Source organism: Brevibacillus centrosporus (genome assembly GCF_003710815.1).
GTDB lineage: Bacteria > Bacillota > Bacilli > Brevibacillales > Brevibacillaceae > Brevibacillus > Brevibacillus centrosporus.
Genome location: NZ_RHHP01000031.1, coordinates 15,662 through 34,085 on the forward strand (window position 1 = coordinate 15,662; position 18,424 = coordinate 34,085).

The 18,424-nt window shown below is 48.6% G+C and carries 19 protein-coding genes and 1 other annotated feature; of the genes, 12 read left to right on the forward strand and 7 right to left on the reverse strand.

Going from position 1 to position 18,424, the window contains the following annotated elements:
• Positions 1–35: 35 nt before the first annotated feature.
• The 6 genes from EDM55_RS21550 to EDM55_RS21575 all read right to left on the reverse strand — a co-directional run bounded on the left by EDM55_RS21550 (position 36) and on the right by EDM55_RS21575 (position 6,567).
• The gene (locus tag EDM55_RS21550; RefSeq protein WP_122961362.1) at positions 36–311 is read right to left on the reverse strand and encodes a hypothetical protein; all 276 of its coding nucleotides are present in this window, start codon (positions 309–311) and stop codon (positions 36–38) included.
• 12 nt (positions 312–323) lie between these two features.
• A complete protein-coding gene (locus tag EDM55_RS21555) occupies positions 324–1,607 on the reverse strand; it encodes an ArsB/NhaD family transporter (RefSeq protein WP_122961363.1) in 1,284 nt (427 codons plus the stop codon).
• A 110-nt stretch (positions 1,608–1,717) separates the two neighbouring features.
• Positions 1,718–3,301, reverse strand: coding sequence for a phosphoglycerate dehydrogenase (gene serA / locus EDM55_RS21560; RefSeq protein ID WP_092272030.1), 1,584 nt, complete (start codon positions 3,299–3,301; stop codon positions 1,718–1,720).
• Positions 3,294–4,448, reverse strand: a complete 1,155-nt coding sequence (locus EDM55_RS21565; protein WP_092272032.1) for a pyridoxal-phosphate-dependent aminotransferase family protein — start codon at positions 4,446–4,448, stop codon at positions 3,294–3,296. The genes serA and EDM55_RS21565 overlap by 8 nt, the downstream gene beginning before the upstream one ends.
• A 164-nt stretch (positions 4,449–4,612) precedes the next feature.
• Positions 4,613–4,853: a binding site (T-box leader), on the reverse strand.
• Positions 4,854–5,216: 363 nt separating this feature from the next.
• Positions 5,217–5,423, reverse strand: coding sequence for a ferredoxin (locus tag EDM55_RS21570; protein WP_031305339.1), 207 nt, complete (start codon positions 5,421–5,423; stop codon positions 5,217–5,219).
• A gap of 103 nt (positions 5,424–5,526) precedes the next feature.
• Positions 5,527–6,567, reverse strand: a complete 1,041-nt coding sequence (locus EDM55_RS21575; RefSeq protein ID WP_246070881.1) for a hypothetical protein — start codon at positions 6,565–6,567, stop codon at positions 5,527–5,529.
• On the opposite strand from EDM55_RS21575, the gene EDM55_RS21580 reads away from it, so the two are divergent.
• The 8 genes from EDM55_RS21580 (at position 6,551) to EDM55_RS21610 (ending at position 14,268) form a co-directional block, all read left to right on the forward strand.
• Entirely contained in the window at positions 6,551–7,621 is a 1,071-nt protein-coding gene (locus EDM55_RS21580; protein WP_246070880.1) for a YpbB family protein, read from the forward strand. The genes EDM55_RS21575 and EDM55_RS21580 overlap by 17 nt on opposite strands.
• Positions 7,618–9,132 carry a RecQ family ATP-dependent DNA helicase gene (locus EDM55_RS21585; protein ID WP_092272042.1) on the forward strand — a complete coding sequence of 505 codons (1,515 nt, stop codon included), beginning with the start codon at positions 7,618–7,620 and terminating at the stop codon, positions 9,130–9,132. Before EDM55_RS21580 ends, EDM55_RS21585 begins: the two co-directional genes overlap by 4 nt.
• Before the next feature lie 16 nt (positions 9,133–9,148).
• A complete protein-coding gene (locus tag EDM55_RS21590) occupies positions 9,149–9,730 on the forward strand; it encodes a CPBP family intramembrane glutamic endopeptidase (RefSeq protein ID WP_122961366.1) in 582 nt (193 codons plus the stop codon).
• Positions 9,727–10,389 (forward strand): LysM peptidoglycan-binding domain-containing protein, encoded by a 663-nt coding sequence (locus tag EDM55_RS21595; RefSeq protein ID WP_092272048.1) that lies wholly within the window; start codon positions 9,727–9,729, stop codon positions 10,387–10,389. Before EDM55_RS21590 ends, EDM55_RS21595 begins: the two co-directional genes overlap by 4 nt.
• Before the next feature lie 43 nt (positions 10,390–10,432).
• Positions 10,433–11,368, forward strand: a complete 936-nt coding sequence (locus tag EDM55_RS21600) for an NAD(P)/FAD-dependent oxidoreductase (RefSeq protein WP_246070879.1) — start codon at positions 10,433–10,435, stop codon at positions 11,366–11,368.
• A 120-nt stretch (positions 11,369–11,488) separates the two neighbouring features.
• Positions 11,489–11,626, forward strand: a complete 138-nt coding sequence (locus EDM55_RS30425) for a hypothetical protein (protein ID WP_170184362.1) — start codon at positions 11,489–11,491, stop codon at positions 11,624–11,626.
• Positions 11,627–11,876: 250 nt separating this feature from the next.
• Positions 11,877–12,479 carry a genetic competence negative regulator gene (locus tag EDM55_RS21605; RefSeq protein WP_092272051.1) on the forward strand — a complete coding sequence of 201 codons (603 nt, stop codon included), beginning with the start codon at positions 11,877–11,879 and terminating at the stop codon, positions 12,477–12,479.
• A 499-nt stretch (positions 12,480–12,978) separates the two neighbouring features.
• A complete protein-coding gene (locus EDM55_RS21610) occupies positions 12,979–14,268 on the forward strand; it encodes a Glu/Leu/Phe/Val family dehydrogenase (RefSeq protein WP_092272055.1) in 1,290 nt (429 codons plus the stop codon).
• Positions 14,269–14,359: 91 nt separating this feature from the next.
• Here EDM55_RS21610 and EDM55_RS21615 read toward each other — a convergent pair whose 3' ends face one another.
• Positions 14,360–15,331: an asparaginase gene (locus EDM55_RS21615; RefSeq protein WP_122961367.1), complete on the reverse strand. Its 972-nt coding sequence runs from the start codon at positions 15,329–15,331 to the stop codon at positions 14,360–14,362.
• Positions 15,332–15,414: 83 nt separating this feature from the next.
• Between EDM55_RS21615 and prsW the strand changes: the two genes are divergently transcribed.
• The 4 genes from prsW to ypeB all read left to right on the forward strand — a co-directional run bounded on the left by prsW (position 15,415) and on the right by ypeB (position 18,344).
• The gene (gene prsW / locus EDM55_RS21620; protein ID WP_092272061.1) at positions 15,415–16,089 is read left to right on the forward strand and encodes a glutamic-type intramembrane protease PrsW; all 675 of its coding nucleotides are present in this window, start codon (positions 15,415–15,417) and stop codon (positions 16,087–16,089) included.
• A gap of 20 nt (positions 16,090–16,109) precedes the next feature.
• Positions 16,110–16,268, forward strand: coding sequence for a hypothetical protein (locus tag EDM55_RS30430; RefSeq protein ID WP_170184361.1), 159 nt, complete (start codon positions 16,110–16,112; stop codon positions 16,266–16,268).
• A gap of 144 nt (positions 16,269–16,412) precedes the next feature.
• Entirely contained in the window at positions 16,413–16,943 is a 531-nt protein-coding gene (locus EDM55_RS21625; RefSeq protein WP_373863282.1) for a cell wall hydrolase, read from the forward strand.
• A gap of 33 nt (positions 16,944–16,976) precedes the next feature.
• Positions 16,977–18,344, forward strand: a complete 1,368-nt coding sequence (gene ypeB / locus EDM55_RS21630) for a germination protein YpeB (protein ID WP_122961368.1) — start codon at positions 16,977–16,979, stop codon at positions 18,342–18,344.
• The last annotated feature ends 80 nt before the right edge of the window (positions 18,345–18,424 follow it).

Sequence of the window (18,424 nt, forward strand, 5' to 3'; positions counted from 1 at the left end):
ATCATTTCGGCGGAGTCTTTTTTGCGTCTGCAAGCTTATTCCCACTGCAGCGATTTTAAGCATTGAAAGCGAAAAGCATGAATCAAAAAGGGATGGATAGAATCATTTCTAACGATCACTTCATAGGTCCCGTCTGCTTGTGTGTAGAACAAGACGTCGGTATAATCTTTGTTGTCCTCGAAGTAGGAACGTACCTGCTTTAACCGTCTGCGCATCTCTTCCGTGTGGACGGAAATCTGAAAGGTGACGTCATTTGTGTTTGCAGCTTCTGTGATAGTGATCAAAGATTCATCAAATGTATAGAGCAGCATTCGTACTCCTCCTTACCAGATAAAATAGCGCAGATACACATACAAATGCGAAATGACAATCGAGAGAAGCATGAGGGGGAATGCAACCTTCAGGAAGCCCATGAAGCTGATGTTGTAGCCTTCCTTGGATGCCAATCCAGCAACAATGACGTTCGCACTTGCTCCGATTAATGTACCGTTACCGCCCAAGCAAGCTCCAAGTGCAAGACTCCACCACAGCGGTTCCAAGTTGGTAATTCCGAGCGCTCCCATCTCTTTGATCATCGGGATCATCGTCGCGACAAAAGGGATATTGTCTACGAAAGCAGAAGCAATGGCACTCAGCCATAGGATCAAAAGGGAGGTATGCAGCGGATCTCCTCCTGTCAGGTTGATGGCTTCGCCGGCCAGCTTCGCGATGACGCCAGTTTCCACGAGGCCAGAGACGAGAACGAATAGACCAATGAAGAAAAAGATCGTATTCCACTCCACTTTGCTGATTGCGTCGTCCAAATAATGCTCGCCCGTTAGTAGCAGCAGGAGGAAAGCACCCGTCAAAGCAATCGTCGCCGTCTCCAGCTGCAGAGCTCCGTGAAGCATGAAGCCAACGATCGTCAGGGCCATCACAGAGAGTGATTTCTTCAGCAAAACAGCATCCGTAATCTCATCCCTCTCGTTCAATTGCATGATTTTTGCACTGAGCTCGGGGGAGGTAACAAGCTGCTTGCGGTAAATCAGAACAAAGCAGAGGACCGTGGCTGCCATAATGATAATGATGACGGGAGCCAAGTTGACCAAGAACGCCATAAAATCTAATTCAGGAACCGCACTGCCGATCATAATGTTCGGCGGATCTCCGATGAGAGTAGCGGTACCGCCCGCGTTCGAGGCAATGATCTCACTAATGAGAAAAGGGATGGGATTTAGCTGAAGCTGACGTGCAATGCTGAAGGTAACGGGTACAATCAGCAACACGGTGGTGACATTGTCCAAAAAGGCAGAAGCAACCGCTGTAATGATGCTCAAATAAACCAAAATGTGTATCGGTTTCCCTTTGGCAGCCTTGGCTGCACGAATAGCCACGTACTTGAAGACGCCAGTCTGCGCGGTTACAGTAACGAGTATCATCATCCCGATCAGCAAGCCCAGCGTATTGAAGTCAATATGATGGATAGCTTGCTCTTGAGAGACAATCCCGAACAGTACCATGAGGATTCCGCCGGACATCGCTACTATTGTACGGTGCAGTTTTTCACTGATAATAAATGCGTAGGTAACGAGAAAAATGCCAATGGCCATGATTGCCTGATTCGTCATAACAGGCTCCTTTCGTAAGCGATGGTCTTGTCCTATTATATCCATTAGGAAAAAAAGGGTAAAGAAAAAGACCCGGTTCTTCACCAGGTCTTTGCAGTCTTTGCGATGGTTTACAGCTCGATCTGTGTAACGCTTTTTACTTCCGCCAATTCACCCATGGTATCGAGCAATTCAGCAGTCAGCGGTTTATCGACAGACAGCATCATGATCGCATCTCCACCAACGTCGCGGCGTCCTACCTGCATGGTCGCGATGTTGACGTTGTTTTCACCCAGGATCGAACCAACGCGTCCGATTACCCCAGGACGGTCATTGTGGTGGATGTACAGCAGATAGCCTTCTGGAGCCACGTCGATCGCATAGTCATCGATTTTCACGATGCGGGCACCATAACCGTTCAGGCGAGTACCCGCGACTGTACGGGTTTCCTGAGTCGTTTTCAGGGCTACCGTCAAGAGGTTGGTAAAGCCTTTGTTTTGTGCCGCTTTTTGTTCGGTAACCGTGATGTCGCGAACTTTGGCAAGCAGAGGGGCATTGACGAAGTTGACTTCTTCCCCGAGTCGGAAAGAGAGCACACCTTTCAATACGGTACGAGTCAGTGGCGAGGTATCTACATCCGTCAATTCACCGCTGTACTTGATTTCGATTTCCGAGATGGAGCCAACTGTTACTTGTGCGAGGAAATGACCGAGCTTCTCGCCAAGTGTGAAGTAAGGCTGCACCTTTTCCATCACATGAGCAGGGATGGATGGCAGGTTCACCGCATTTTTGAACGGCTCGCCACGAAGTACTTTCAGAATTTCTTCTGATACGTCTACCGCTACGTTTTCTTGCGCTTCGATTGTGGAAGCACCCAGGTGAGGAGCGGTTACCACTTTTGGATGACCGACCAATGGATTGTCTACTGGCGGCTCCACTTCGTATACGTCGAGAGCCGCACCCGCGACTTTGCCAGTCGTGATGGCTTCGTACAGTGCTTTTTCATCGATGATCCCACCACGAGCGCAGTTGATGAGACGAACGCCGTCTTTCATTTTGGCGAACTCGCGGGAGCTGATGATGTGACGTGTCTCTTTGGTCAGTGGGGTGTGAACCGTGATGAAGTCAGCAGCACGGCAAATCTCGTCGACGGTTGCGTTGATTACACCCATTTTTTGTGCGCGTTCTTCTGTCAGGAACGGGTCGAAGCCCATGACTGTCATACCGAATGCTTTTGCACGCTTGGCTACCTCGGAGCCGATACGGCCCATACCGAGAATACCCAGTACTTTATTGTTGAGCTCCACGCCTTGGAAGCTTTTGCGATCCCATGTACCGTCAACGAGCTTTTTGTGAGCTTGTGGAATGTTGCGGGCAACAGCCATCAGCATGGCAAACGAATGCTCTGCCGTAGAGATCGTATTTCCGTCTGGAGCGTTGATGACAGGAATCCCTGCTTGTGTAGCAGCGTTGATATCGATATTGTCGACACCCACACCTGCACGACCGACGGCTTTCAGCTTTTTACCAGCAGCCAGCACTTCTGCCGTCACTTGGGTTTGGCTGCGTACGAGCAGGGCATCGTAATCGCCAATGACTTCAAGTAGATCAGTAGGGGAGAGGTCTGTTTTGCGAACGACGTCTACATCAGGCGCGTCCAGCAGTTGTTGAATTCCAAATTCGCTAAGTGGGTCAGTAATCAGTACTTTATACATGTGCGATGAGCACCTCCTGAGCAGCTTTGACACCGGCACCCAGTTCTACAGGCGCGCCGATTTGGTGGAGCGACATTTCAATAGCAGCGATCACTTGCAGGACATCGAGCGGCTCGCAATAGCCCATGTGACCGATGCGGAAGATTTTCCCTTTCAGGTGCTGCTGTCCACCCGCAATCGAGATGTTGTAATGCTTGGTCAATGCTTTGCGCATCGCTTCGGCATCAAATGCGCCTTGTGGGTCGCAGGAAGTAACGGTAGTAGCCGCGTAAGCATCTTCAGCCATCAGCTTGATGTTCAAAGCTCGCATGGCAGCGCGCGTCATATCACGCATCAGCTCGTGACGCTTCACGATGGCTGGCAAGCCTTCTTCTTCCAAGATATCAAGTACTTCAGCGAGACCAAAGATCAACGATACAGCAGGTGTGTACGGAGTCGTTTGATCCTTCAAGCTCTTGCGGTATGCTTTCAGGTCCAGGTAGAAAGCAAGGGATTTGTTTTGCTCAATGACAGACCATGCACGCTCGCTGGCAGCCAGGAAAGCAAGTCCAGTCGGGAGCATGAAAGCTTTCTGCGAGCCAGTCACGACGATGTCAACACCCCAAGCGTCCATTTCGCAAGGAACAGCACCCAGGCAGCTAACTGCGTCTACGATGAACAGAGCATCGGATTGTTTGCGGATGACCTCTGCAAGCTCAGCGATCGGGTTTTGGACACCTGTAGAAGTCTCACAGTAGGTAGCAAAAACGGCTTTGACTTGCGGCTTTTCTTTTAGGAAAGCATCCAGAAGCTCTGGTGTTACGGCTTCGCCCCAAGGAACTTCAAGACGGTGAGCAATGACGCCGTAGCGCTCGCAGATTTTTGCGAATCTTTCCCCGAAGTTTCCGCTGACCAAAATGGCTGCTTCATCACCAGGCGCAAGCGTGTTGACCACACCCATTTCCAGAGCGCTTGTTCCGCTTCCTGTGATGATGTACACATCTTGCTGTGTACCGAAGTACGGCTTTAGGCGCTCCGCCGTTTTTGCGAATAGAGCAGAGAACTTGCCGCTGCGGTGTCCCATCATAGGCTGGTTCATCGCTTGTTGAACGCGCGGCGGGATAGGGGTAGGGCCAGGAATTCTCAAGATCTGTTTGTCAGTAAACATGTTTCTCTCCTCCTAAGTATGATTGCGATAATAAACTTGTCGGCGCGAGGCCATATGGCAGAGCCTGTATGCTCTTATACTTTCGCACTGTATCGCGTTAGCGAACACAAGCGAATGAAAGTATAAAAAGCCTCCCATTCTCACACTGCTCCTATTACAGAACAGTGAGGGACGAGAGGCTTTGCTTCGCGGTGCCACCCTCATTTACCCTTCTTTTCTCAAAGAAGAGCCTTAGCAGGTACATGACCTAAAGAGATAACGGATCAACCGTTCGCGTCTACTAAACAACCGTTGTTCGACGCAACAACTCGGAAGTGCTTATCTGTGAGTGGAACCACCGATTCGCAGCAAACATCGGCTCTCTGAGGGTTTCCGGACACAGCGTTTCTTCGTCATCGCTGTTTATCAGTATGTGTCTCGTAAGATTTGTACTTACGATATCATGGCAAAAAGGGTGTCGTCAAGCACAAAAAACGGAAAAAATGAACAATGCTAATAAAAATGTATTTAACGTTCGTAAATAATAGGCTAATCAATAGTTTCGGAAGGTTAAAAACACATAAAATCCGAACGTTAAGATATTCATCTCACAAAAAATGGGAAATACCGGATTTAATGTTCGGTTTTTGCGTTGCTTTTATTGTATCGAAAAGTGCTGGAAGTTGAAATGGTAATTTGCTGATCAACCGTTCACTTGCAAGTGTGAAGAAACTGAAAAACCTCTCACGCACGAGGCGGAGAGGTTTCGATCCATGTAGATGGAATGAACTATTCCACTTTGATAGAATCAGTTGGGCATCCTTCTGCGGCGTCGCGAACGTCGTCTTGCAGGATATCCGGGATTTCAACGCTGTTTGCATTGTCATCCAGTTTGTTGAAGGCCAAGCCCTCATCATCGTAGTCAAAGACGTCAGGAGCAGTTGCTCCACAGGCGCCGCATGCAATACAAGTATCTTTATCTACCCATGTTGTCATCGTCGTTTCACCTCCCATTACGAAGTGGTACGTCCACTATCATAGACCATTGTATGCTCTTGCTCAAAAGATTTCAAGATTGAATCAGTCTAAAAATGTACGACTACTTGTAAAGCGGAATTTCAGGAGCCTTCAGCTGGGAGTAGAGCTTTCCACTCATTTGCTTAAAGTCACCTGGATGAATCGCGTCTGTGGCGTTTAGCAACCGAATGGCGTCTGCCACATCCTGGATGCCAAGGTTCTGGGCATCTTGTGTCGCAACGAGACTGTCAATGCGAGCCGTCAAGTCTTCGGGGCTGTAGCTTTTCCATTGCTTGTCTTTTGCCATCGCAGTAGCAGCAACGTACGTCCGGTAATGGAAGGGATATTGCTTCCATTGTCCAGTGGTCACTGAAGCGGGCAATGATTTAGGCAAAGGCTGTTTCACGACATAAGCGGACTCCCATGCGGCAATTGAGCGGTACAGCATTTCTTGAGCCGTCAGCCAGCTGTTTTGAAAAAGCGGCATGCGTGCTGCGATTGCAGCTGGGGTTAGGGCATTACTATTCTGATCGGATCGCACCTGCTCCATACTATCCAAATAAGCCCGTACGCTATTCGCAAAATTGCTGTGGGCTTGTACCAATAGAGGAGATGTCGGGAGCGGCACGTTCTTTTCCAATGCTTTCAGTGTCTCTTCAGCCTGCTTCGTCAAATATTTTAAAGACTCGGCCTGTTCTTTTTTATCCATGGCATTCCATTTGGCCATTTCATCAAAGTGCGCTTGACGGAAATGGAGCAGTGGAGCATACACCGAATAATAAAAGCGGATAAAATCCTGCTCATTGTAGAGCTTTTGTGCTTTTAATTGCTGGTCACGCATGGCTTCTTGTTGTTCAGCTTCAAGGGCAGCAGCACGCTCCGCCTCGATTTTTGTTTTCATATAATGCGCCCCGAAAAAAAATCCACCAACCGTACAAGCAAGTGTTATGATGATCATATAGGCCATCATAAATTCTGATTTTTTCAATCGTTTTGTCATAAAACTCCCCCATATGATAATTGCAGCAGATAAGTGATAAAGATAGATCCATAAAGGAGTACCAATGAACAATCGGAGCATTGCGGCACAGGATTTTTTATGCGCTGTGACCATAAACGCCATGATTCCTCTTGCCAATGAGCGAACGCTTCAGGCAGCCTTTTACATTTTGCGAGGCCGAAAAGCCAATCAGACTTTGCAAGACGTACATTTGTACCACCTTTATCCGTATTATCGGATGTTTCCGCGTTTTTCAAAAGAGGATTGGGAGAAAATTGTTTCAACTTTGTTGCAGGAAGAACTGATTGTACAGCTTCCAGCAGTAACACCGACGTCCAAACCATCATTCTCGATCACGGAAAAAGGGATTGACCAAGCCGAGCAATGGAAGTCTGCTTTTCAACTGGATCGGTGGAACGAGCCTTTCACAGAATCAGGATTGGCAGAAAAAATAGAGCTGTTTTGGCAGCGTCTTCACTTGCTCGTACAAACCGTTTCCCAACTTCTCTCAGGAGATTTGGGATTCTTTCCCGTCGTTTCAGACAAAAAAATACAGCAGTGGGTAAAAAACCAGTTGGCTTCACATACCGCTCGCGAGCAATGGCAAAAACGGCTCGGGGAAGAATTGCACACGCTCTGGAGCCCACTTCCTGAGGATGTCCAAAAACTGTTGATTGGACAATTGTCCGGGGCTACTCAGGTCGGGAAAACGCTGGGACAGCTAGCCGCGCAGCAAAAGGAATCGGCATTTTATTTACAATTGCCATTCCGCTATGGGCTAGCTATGTCCATCCTGCAGCTACAAGAAGACCCTGTTCGTCTTCCGTTGTTGTCCCATCTCGTCGTTCAAACAGAAAAATGGGACACGCGTTTGACTGAGAGCGCTGCACGCACGTATACCTTGGTGCAGCGCGGGATGAGTATCGAGCAAATCGCTGATGCGCGCAAAATCAAAAAAAGTACCGTGGAGGATCATCTGGCCGAAATTGCTTTGCGTTGTCCAGAGTGGGACTGCTCTGCCTATTTAGAGCCAACACTGAGCGCTTTAATCATCCAGACCAGCGAACAGCTGCAAACGAGCAGACTTCGTCTCATCAAGGATCATTTGGGCGAAGCTGTCTCGTACCTGCAGATTCGGCTGGCCTTGGCACGCAGACAGGGGGAGAGGTGGACGTGAACAGAATATTGCTAGAGAAATTGCAGCTGCATTTTGGACATGCTTCCTTTCGACCAGGTCAAAGAGAAATTATCGAGAGACTGCTTTCCGGGCAAAATGTCCTTGCGATTCTTGCTACAGGGGGAGGAAAGTCGGTTACGTACCAGCTCCCAGCTTTGCTTTTACCCGGTATCACAGTGGTGGTTTCTCCGTTAATCTCCCTGATGATTGATCAGGTGCAGCAGCTGCGCACACGCAGGCGGATTCCAGCAGCCTATGTGAACAGTTCGCAGGATCCGGCTGAATCACGAGAGATCCTGCGCGAGCTCGGTAACGGTGTGTACAAGCTTTTGTATATTTCTCCGGAAAAACTGCAGCAGCCGTACATCCAGTCCGTACTGAAGCGGATAGGGGTGTCGCTCGTTGCAATCGACGAGGCGCACTGTATTTCCCAATGGGGACATGATTTTCGGACGGACTATTTACGTCTGCCGGATGCGATCAAACATCTGGGAAACCCTCCGGTGCTGGCAGTTACAGCAACCGCAACAGAAGATGTGCGGAAAGAAATCAGTCAGCTGCTACAAATTGCCCAAGAGAATGTGATGTCGCAGCCTTTGAATCGGGAGAATATCGCACTCGATCTGGTAAGGGTGAGCGATGAGGGAGAGCGCCGTGAGCAAGTCCTGCAGTTGATGGATGAACTGAAAGGTCCAGGTATTGTGTATTGCAGTACGAGAAATGCAGTAGAGGTACTCGTTGCCTCTTATCAATTGCAGGGATCAAAAAGAGTACACGGTTATCACGGTGGCATGGAGAGCATGGAGCGGATGCTGATCCAGTCGCAGTTTCTCTTAGGAGAATTGGACGTGATCGTTGCTACCAATGCATTTGGCATGGGGATCGACAAACCCGATATACAATATGTAATCCATTACCAGCTTCCTTCCAGCATGGAGGCTTACGCGCAGGAAATCGGTCGCATTGGGCGAAACGGCCAGCCAGGCTATGCCGTCTTGTTCTATGTAGAGGATGATTGGCAGATCCATCAGCACATGGTGGAAAAGGAATACCCTACTCAGCTGCAAGTGATGCAGTTTTTTCAAGCCTTCAAAACCGCTGCGTCAGCAAATAAGGACGCATGGGGACCTACTGAAATGACTGAAGAGATGGTTCAGATGCTCACTTTTTACGCAGAGCAGACAGGTCTTGACCAGGAGGTTGCCGCTGCGTCTGATTCGGGAGCCGAGCATGTACAGCGCATTTGGCAGGAAACCGAGAAACGAAAACGGTTGAAAAAGCAAAAGCTGTACGAAATGCTCAGGTATGTAGAAGACGTGAATGATTGTCTGCGGAAGAAGCTGAACCGTTATTTTGGAGAGGAGCAGGTGGCATTTACTCTTCATTGCTGTTCGTGCTGCGGGCTTGATAGACAGGCATATCAAGGCGATCGGACGAATACGACGAACAAGAAAGATGAAAACTCTTGGGATTTGCGGCAGGCTTTGGAGAAGCTTTTGCCGAAAAAATAAAGGAGGAACAAAACCAGTGAAGGACAGCGGGCAAGAGATAGATGAAGCTAATCTACGGTTAAATCTCTGGCTGACTCAGGGTTTGGTTTTGGCAGTTGCCGCAGGAAGCAGCTTGTTCTTCTTAGGCTGGGAACGCACCCTCAGGTTGTTTACGGCCCCAGACGGATCTGGGCTGGCGCTGGCGCTGCTCGTTGCTCTCGGTATCATTTTGGCAAGTGTTGCGATGGATCGGTACTTGCCGAGCAGCTGGCAAGACGACGGCAACGTGAATGAAACGGTGTTTGGAAACATGTCTCCGTTCATGACCCTGCTGGTTTGCATTTCCGTTGGAGTGGGTGAGGAATGGCTGTTCCGTGGCGTCGTCCAGTCCTGGGTCGGGAACTTATGGACGAGTATCATCTTCACGCTCATCCATGTACGTTATCTGAAAAAGCCGCTGTTGTTTATCAGTGTGTTTGTCACCAGCCTGCTTCTAGGAATGCTCTATGAACGGGAAGGGACTTTGTGGCCATCGATTATCGCTCATATTCTCATCGATCTGGTATTGGCTTACTATCTTCAATTTACATTAAATAGGAGAAAGGGGAAGAAACAGTGAGTACGGAACAAACTGGCTTGCCTCCTCGTCGTTCGCGAACAAAACGACCTTCTGGTTCCATCTCGTTAAAAAAGCTCATTACGTCCGGACTGTATCTGTTTGGTGCCCTTTTTTTCGGGTTGATTGGTGTTGAACTATACCAAGCAAAAGTGAGTCACCTGTCTGAGGGGGAAGGTAGTCCTATTGTTTCAACCGTGACAAATTCCCCGACCCAGTCAGTGGTAGCTAGTACAGAGCCCAATTCCCCTGCACCAGCACCAGTAGAACAGCCTCAAACAGCCAAGACAACCGAGGTGGCATCTGCACCTAATCAACCAGCACTTCAAGACGCTGTGCAGGGACCAAAGCCTGATGGATCCCCGGCAGGCCAAACAGGGACCCAGGAAGTTGCCGGGAAAGCACAGAGCGTCACCAAGCCGCAGACAGATGCCAAAGCAAGTACACAAACCAAACCGAGTCCGGCAGCCAAACCAGCTGCAGCTGTGCAAAAACCGAAAGCAATCAAGCATGTCGTGCAAAAAGGCGAGACACTGTACATGCTTTCGCGCAAATATTATGGGAACAACTCCTATGTGGCTAAAATTGCAAACTACAATGGTCTCTCACTCGAAGCCCAATTGACAGCGGGAAAGGTCATCCTCGTCCCACTTCTTCCGTAATGAGTCTCTCTGACCTAGGTTATGCTATGGAGAAATGCAAACGATGGGCGGGGAGCGCTTGATGTACGATACCATTATCGTTGGCGGTGGGATTGGCGGACTTCAAACAGCGATCCAGCTGGCGCGGAGCATGCGTCGTGTAGCGGTTATAGACACTCCGGGGGGAAGGTCAACTGTCGCCAAATCCTACCGGAATATCCTTGGCTTTGAGGATGGGGTTAGCGGAGTGAGCTTACGCAGGCAAGGCAGGAAGCAGGCAGCCAAATACGGGGCTGTCTTCTTTGCTGATGAAGTCGTTAAATTGGAAAGTCAGGGAAAAGCTGGCTTTTTGGTACATAGGAGGAACGCAGTACAGCCACTGGAATGCCGGACCTTGGTCATGGCGACGGGGATAAAGGACCCATTTCCTGCCATCCCAGGCATCGAGGAGTGTCTGGGAACATCCATTTTTCTATGTCCAGACTGTGATGGCTATGAGACCATAGAGCAGCGTACTGCTGTGATTGGAGCTGTCCCCCAGGCAATCGAGATGGCAGACGAGCTCACTTTCTATACCTCGAAAATTTATATCATTAATCATGAGCAGGTACCCGTGCAGCCAGAGCTGAGAAAGACGTTGTCAGAAAAAGGGTATACCTTGCTGGAAGCAGCCGTGGAAAGAATGCTTCATGACGAGGGAAGGTTGAGGCAGCTCATACTTGCAACAGGTGAACATCTGGATGTAACCAGAGCTTTTCTCTCGTTTCCGGGCGCACAGGTTCAGACAGCTCTTTTAAAGCCGCTATCCGTGAGGCTGAATCCCAAAGGACATGTGCTTACGAACCCGAGAACGAAAGAGACGGATCATCCGAATCTGTGGGCGGTTGGAGATATAGTGGAGCATTCCCAGCAGGTAGCGATCGCGATGGGGGACGGCGCACAGGCCGCCATCTGGATTCAGAAGAGACTGAGAGAGCAAGGCTTTACGGAACGCCGGTAGTCGGCGTTTTTTCTTTTTACAGGAACCCGAACTAGCAGCACTCAATAAGATGGGGAGAAGAATGCACGTGAGGTGAATGTTCGATTTGTCGATAGGAAAAACGCATGGATGCATGTGTTCATGTCCTTTTTTTCACTCTTTTTGTTTACTGTTCAATTTGTGAAAATGCCGATCCCGACTGCACTCTTGGCCGGTTGGGTCGTCATCTACGAGGCAACGCAAAAGCACCTGCTTTTCCTGGGAAAGCGCAAAAACTGACAGATGCCAACAAAGTCCGATACTCACTCTCCTACTATCAACAGCACACTTGAAAGGTGCGAAGACAAGCGCAAGGTGTAGCGTGGCTATGTTCCAGATGACAAATGTGATATGATAGGACTACCTCGGATTTTCCTAAACGAAGAAAAATGGGATGAATGACAACAGGTATTCGTCGGAAAATGCGGAGAACTCTTACAGGCTTACAATCATATTTTGTAGTACGACTGGATGGCGAGGAGGGACAGTCATGCGTGTTGAACGCCTTGGTCAAGATAAAATACGAATCTTTTTAACGTTTGATGACCTGTCAGAGCGCGGGATAGAGAAAGAAGACATGTGGCGTGACATTCCTAAAGTACATGAACTGTTCAACGACATGATGGAGCAGGCGTATCATGAACTAGGTTTTGAAGTGTCAGGGCCTGTTGCCGTTGAAGTGTTCGCCTTGCCAGCTCAGGGTATGGTCGTGATCGTTACTCGTGGCAAAACCGGCTCAAAAGACGGGAAAGAAGAAGAGGATTTCGACGACGAAGAAGTATATGAGCTTGAGGTGACGCTTGAAGAAAGCGACCTCATCATCTACGCCTTCCGTGATTTTGAGCACATGGTAGAAGCTGCTCACCGAATAAATGCTCTTTTAACCAATGGAGGCTCCGCTTACTTCTACCAAGGCAAGTATCACCTTGTGCTGGAAGAAGTGGAATTGGATCAGGAGCGCTACCACAAACTGATTGCGATCCTCTCTGAGTACGGGGAAGCGACGCCAACAACCATCTACGTATTGGAGGAATACGGGAAGGTTGTTGTGGCAGATGATGCAGTAAAAGAAATATGCAGGCATTTTACGTAAGAAAAATGCTTGGGGAGATAAAAAAGCACCTAGTTTCTTGCTAGGTGCTTTTGCTGTGCGTAGGTGAGTAGATGACGACGTGGTCGCTGTGTTGGTTATTTCTATAACTGGGAAAAGCTGTTCTTCGTGTGAGGGGATATCTATTCCGAATGGGAAAAAATAATGACAACCCAATAAATTATTCAACAAAATACACCATGTATAAACTTCCAGAATTACTCTTTTTATAATGACATGATTCCTCAGGATTGGTAATGAAACCTGCCAAGTTGGAGAGGCTATAAGTACGATTCCTATCGCGTTTTTTTGTTTGTACAGCAAATTCAGACTACTTATATCAAGGGTTTTGCGGATTGGCAATATTTTGCATGATTATGCCTTTCGACACGAGAAAACGCTTACGAAATGGAAAAAAGGTTTTTTTATACCTTCTCATACTGGGGACAAACATGTATACTAAGACCTGCGTTTACCGATAACATTTTTGAGGTGGTAAGTAATGGGTAATCAAGACGTGGTAACCGAAAGCACCCAAGGGGAACAAAAGCAAGAGAGCTTGAACTTGCTTCAATCTACTCAAGTGGTGATCAAGGAAGCACTGGAGAAACTAGGTTACCAAGAATCGATGTTTGAACTCTTGAAGGAGCCGCTACGCGTTTTGACTGTACGCATTCCGGTTCGCATGGATAACGGCGAAGTAAAAGTGTTTACTGGTTATCGTGCACAGCACAACGATGCAGTAGGTCCAACCAAGGGGGGCATTCGTTTCCACCCGGAAGTTACAGAGGATGAAGTAAAAGCACTGTCCATCTGGATGAGCCTCAAAGCAGGTATCGTCGATCTGCCATATGGTGGTGGTAAAGGCGGTATCATTTGTGACCCGCGTGAAATGTCTTTCCGCGAACTGGAACGATTGAGCCGCGGTTATGTTCGCGCAATCAGCCAACTCGTTGGCCCGACAAAAGATATTCCGGCTCCAGACGTATTTACGAACTCGCAAATCATGGCTTGGATGATGGATGAGTACAGCCGTATTCGTGAGTTTGACTCCCCTGGCTTCATTACGGGAAAACCGATCGCGCTTGGTGGTTCGCACGGTCGTGAAACAGCAACTGCAAAAGGTGTAACGATTTGCATTCGCGAAGCAGCAAAACGCCGCAACATCGACGTAAAAGGTGCTCGCGTCGTAATCCAAGGTTTTGGTAATGCTGGTAGCTATCTGGCGAAATTCATGCACGATGCAGGCGCTAAAGTAGTCGGTATCTCCGATGCTTACGGTGCACTGCACGATCCAAATGGTCTGGATATCGACTATCTCCTGGATCGCCGTGACTCTTTCGGTACAGTTACAAAGCTGTTCAACAACACGATTACGAACAAAGAGCTCTTTGAACTGGATTGCGATATCCTGGTGCCTGCAGCGATTGAAAACCAAATTACTGCTGCGAACGCTCACAATATCAAAGCTCAGATCGTGGTAGAAGCAGCCAATGGTCCAACGACATTGGAGGCAACCAAAATTTTGACGGAACGTGGCATTCTGCTTGTTCCAGACGTACTGGCTAGCGCTGGCGGTGTCACTGTATCCTACTTCGAGTGGGTACAAAATAACCAAGGCTACTACTGGACAGAAGAAGAAGTGGAAGCGAAATTGGAGCAAGTCATGGTGCGTTCGTTTGAGAATGTTTACTCCTTGTCTCAAACACGCCGTGTAGACATGCGTTTGTCCGCTTACATGGTGGGCGCTCGCAAAATGGCTGAAGCTTCTCGTTTCCGCGGTTGGGTGTAAACTCCTGACTGTTCTCCACATACACAGAACCAAAAACCCCTCCAAGCTACGAAGCAGGAGGGGTTTTCTTTATGAGTTTGTATTCGCAGTTTTAGCGGTCAAAAAGATGCTGAAGCTGCTGGAAATGACGAGTCTGCTGCAGCGTTACGATGAGCTTCAAACGAGCTTTCTGTCCGTTTAAGCCGTTGGAGAAGATGATACCGAGCTCTTTTAACTGGCGGCCTCCGCCTTCGTAATCGTAAACGTCCTGGACCTGACCATTGTAGCAGCGGGAGACGAGAACGATCGGAACTCCCTTATCCAGGAGCTGCTTTAGGGTAGGAAGGATAGCAGGTGGTAAATTCCCGAGTCCGAAAGCTTCGATGACCAAGCCGTCGATCGGCTGCTCCAGTAAAAACTGCAGCCAGGAAGGATCCATGCCGGCAACTGCTTTGATCAGGGGGACTTTGGCGTCTGCGTGAGAAATGGCGTAATGTTCACGAATCAAGGGTGCATGATGGTAGTGGACTTGTTTCTTCGCGATCGTACCGATAGGCCCAAATTGAGGGGACTGAAAGGTGGCTACGTTGCTCGTGTGCGTTTTGGTGACATGACATGCTGCGTGAATCTCATCATTAAAAACGACGAGAACCCCTTTGTTGTGGCTGTCAGGATCTGCAGCGGTGCGAACAGAGGAAATCAGATTGACAGGTCCATCTGCTCCAAGCTCATTACTGCTTCTCATCGCACCGGTAACCACAACAGGGACAGAGTGAGGTAGGGTCAAATCGAGAAAATAGGCAGTTTCCTCCAAAGTATCCGTGCCATGTGTGATGACGATCCCGTCGAAAGGCTCTGCAGCGAGCTCTTTTTCAATGTGCAGGCGCAATTGATTCATGATGGTTGGAGTCATGTGGGGACTTGGTAGATTCAGGACGTTTTTCATGGTGATATCGGCGTAGCGTTCAAGAAACGGAACAATTTTACTCACAGCTTGGTCATCCATCGGTTTTACTCCTTCAGAGTCATCCACCGACATGGCAATGGTACCACCTGTATTTAATACCAATATTTTTTTCAACATGATCTCTCTCCTGTAGCGGGTTTTCATCAACCAGTATTCATGGTACGATGAATATCAGCCTTGTGTAAAGGAGCAATACACAGATGATTGCTATGATCGGAGCGGCAGTTGCCCCCGGCATTGCCATCTTGAGCTATTTTTACCTGCGTGACAGTTTGGAGCCGGAGCCGATTTCCATGGTAATCCGGTCATTTATCTTTGGTGTCCTATTGGTGATCCCGATCATGGTGATCCAATACGTCATGCAGAACGAATGGAACTGGCGGGACGGCATTGTCGCGGAGATTTTCCAGTCCGCTGTTGTAGAAGAGTTTTTTAAATGGATGGTCATCTATTTCACAGCGTATAAGCATGTAGAATTTGATGAGCCCTATGATGGAATTGTTTATGCCGTGGCGGTTTCTCTCGGCTTTGCTACGTTGGAAAATCTGTTTTATTTGATTCTGAATGGATTGGATATCGCCTTTTGGCGCGCATTGCTGCCAGTGTCTAGCCACGCCCTGTTTGCCGTATGGATGGGGTATTACCTAGGGTTAGCAAAGTTTTCGCGAGGAGTGCGCAAAGAGAGAATCTTTCTCTGGGTTTCCGTCCTCTTGCCAATCAGCTTGCACGCGTTGTACAATGCGATTTTCTTGTCTGTTCAGAATTGGCTGGTCGTCATTGTACCGTTTATGCTCGTACTCTGGTGGCAGGGCTTGAAAAAGGTGCAGCGAGCGCATGATTACGGTTCTAAAAAGCTCTCTTCCCGTCCACAATAGACGAGAGGAGGAGACGAGACGTGTTTAAAAATCAACGAGCCAAAGTGACCATTCGCTGCAACGTATGTGGAGAAAAGTTTACCCTGCGCGGTCGTCGAGAACCGGGAGGGCAGGTAGAAACGGGTTTCAAACAGTGTCTGTGTGACAATGATAAACATTTTAGTATCAATGAAACATAAGCGAATATGTGTGAAGAGGACCGATGCGAACAGCATGGGTCTTTTTTCTTTTTAGTAGCCTCCCCCAGAAACAGATGCATAATCCATTCTTCTTCCACTAACAATATGCACAGATATCATTACTTGCCAAGGGGGATACACGCCGTGCGGATGAAATGGATCGCGGGTGTTCTACTGGTACTCGTTGCGACTGGGTTTACCGGGTACGAAGCTTTCTTAGCAGAGAGAGGGAGTGCTACAGTATCAGGAGTGGCAATGACGGCTCCAGCCAAGCAGAAGCCGAAGACCAAAGGCAATCAAACCTTTCATCCTTCGAAAATCTCCGCAAATGATCTGAAGCTCATGGCGAACGCAGTCTATGGAGAAGCGAGAGGGGAGCCCTTTCAGGGACAGGTTGCGATTGCGGCGGTTATCCTCAACCGGGTAAAAAGCCCATCGTTTCCGAACACGCCAGCTGCTGTCATTTTTGAACCGCGAGCATTTACAGCAGTTGCAGATGGACAGATCTGGCTTACGCCAAACGAAAACGCCCGCAAGGCTGTTCAAAATGCGTTGAATGGAATGGATCCAACTGACGGATGTACATACTACTTCAATCCCGTCACGGCAACCTCTAAATGGATCTGGAGCAGACCTCAAGTCAAAAGAATTGGGAAGCATATCTTTTGCCGATAAGCAGTTGATTGCGTAAGAGAAGGAGTGAAACGTATGGTATACGGAGCTACAGCACGAGTCCTGCTTCCGGTGGCAGTAGTCGCCTTGATTGGAGCCGGAATGTGGGGATATCAGGAGCATAATGAAAAAAACTCGGTTTTGATCAAAGCGGAAAACTCCTATCAGCGGGCTTTTCACGATCTGACCTATCACGTAGACAAGCTGCATGATGAGCTGGGTAAAGCACTAGTCATGAATTCACGGCGCCAGATGACACCGACTTTGACGAATGTATGGAGGCTGGCCTATGCGGCTCAAGCCGATGTCGGGCAATTGCCACTGACGCTGATGCCGTTTAACAAGACGGAGGAAATGCTGTCGCGCGTTGCAGATTTCTCGTACCGAGTAGCCGTTCGGGATTTGGATAAAGAGCCGCTCACCGAAAAAGAGTACGGTACGCTGAAAAATCTGCACAAGCATGCGGCAGGTATACAGGACGAGCTGAGAAAAGTACAGTCCAACGTCATCGACAAACAGCTGCGCTGGATGGATGTCGAGACTGCGCTCGCTTCTGATGACAAGAAGTCGGACAACACCATTGTTGATGGGTTCCGTACGATAGAAAAGAAGGTGCAAGAGTATCCCGACCTCGATTGGGGAGTGGGCATTCAGAGCCTGGATAAAAAGAAGCAGCAGCGAATCAAAGGGATCGATGGCAAATCAATTACAAAAGAAGATGCGCATAAGATCGCGGTTGATTTCCTGGGAGACAGGGCAAAGGGCGCTCAGGTAGAAGTCGATGAGAATGGAAAAGGCCAGGAATATTCTGCTTACAGTGTCCGCGTTACTTCTCCCGACAAGAAACAGGCTATCAATCTAGACGTAACCAAGCGTGGGGGAAAAGTCGTCTGGATGATGAATGAACGGCAGGTTGGGGAAGAAAAGCTCGATATGAAGCAGGCGGAAGAAAAAGGGCGCAAGTTTCTAAAAGACCACGGCTATGACGATCTGGTAGTCGCGGAGACTGACAGCTACGAAAGAAGTGCCGTCTATACGTTTGTGCCAGAGCAGGGCGGTGTGCGGATCTACCCGGATTCCATTACGGTGGAAGTCGCTTTGGACAATGGTGAGGTAACTGCCTTTAACTCAACGGAGTACTTGTTCAATCATAAGCAGCGGATCATCTCCAAGCCGCGTATCAGCAAAGAAGAGGCGCGGAAAAAAGTAAATCCGAGTGTCAAGGTCACGAGCGAGCGTCTGGCATTGATCGAAGGCAAAAACGACGGAAAAGAAGTGCTGGTATGGGAAATGACCTGCTCGTTTGATGGCAGTCCGTACATGATTTACATCAATGCCATGAATGGCGACGAAGAAGAAATTGTCAAAATGGATACGGGACAAGGCGACCAAGCAGAGCGATAAAAAATGGTTGCAGGAAATGGGGAAAGCCTATCTTTACAAAGGCTTTCCCTATTTGCCGGATTGGAAGAAGGCGGTATATA

What these genes read in the sequence shown, in the direction of transcription:
- EDM55_RS21600 (WP_246070879.1), top strand. Translation starts at nt 10,433, where the DNA reads ATGGGCGGGGAGCGCTTGATGTACGATACCATTATCGTTGGCGGTGGG.
- EDM55_RS21570 (WP_031305339.1), bottom strand. Translation starts at nt 5,423, where the DNA reads ATGACAACATGGGTAGATAAAGATACTTGTATTGCATGCGGCGCCTGT.
- serA (WP_092272030.1), bottom strand. Translation starts at nt 3,301, where the DNA reads ATGTATAAAGTACTGATTACTGACCCACTTAGCGAATTTGGAATTCAA.
- EDM55_RS21555 (WP_122961363.1), bottom strand. Translation starts at nt 1,607, where the DNA reads ATGACGAATCAGGCAATCATGGCCATTGGCATTTTTCTCGTTACCTAC.
- EDM55_RS21575 (WP_246070881.1), bottom strand. Translation starts at nt 6,567, where the DNA reads ATGGCGTTTATGGTCACAGCGCATAAAAAATCCTGTGCCGCAATGCTC.
- EDM55_RS21610 (WP_092272055.1), top strand. Translation starts at nt 12,979, where the DNA reads ATGGGTAATCAAGACGTGGTAACCGAAAGCACCCAAGGGGAACAAAAG.
- prsW (WP_092272061.1), top strand. Translation starts at nt 15,415, where the DNA reads ATGATTGCTATGATCGGAGCGGCAGTTGCCCCCGGCATTGCCATCTTG.
- EDM55_RS21605 (WP_092272051.1), top strand. Translation starts at nt 11,877, where the DNA reads ATGCGTGTTGAACGCCTTGGTCAAGATAAAATACGAATCTTTTTAACG.
- EDM55_RS21615 (WP_122961367.1), bottom strand. Translation starts at nt 15,331, where the DNA reads ATGTTGAAAAAAATATTGGTATTAAATACAGGTGGTACCATTGCCATG.
- EDM55_RS30425 (WP_170184362.1), top strand. Translation starts at nt 11,489, where the DNA reads ATGTCCTTTTTTTCACTCTTTTTGTTTACTGTTCAATTTGTGAAAATG.
- EDM55_RS21565 (WP_092272032.1), bottom strand. Translation starts at nt 4,448, where the DNA reads ATGTTTACTGACAAACAGATCTTGAGAATTCCTGGCCCTACCCCTATC.
- EDM55_RS21550 (WP_122961362.1), bottom strand. Translation starts at nt 311, where the DNA reads ATGCTGCTCTATACATTTGATGAATCTTTGATCACTATCACAGAAGCT.
- ypeB (WP_122961368.1), top strand. Translation starts at nt 16,977, where the DNA reads ATGGTATACGGAGCTACAGCACGAGTCCTGCTTCCGGTGGCAGTAGTC.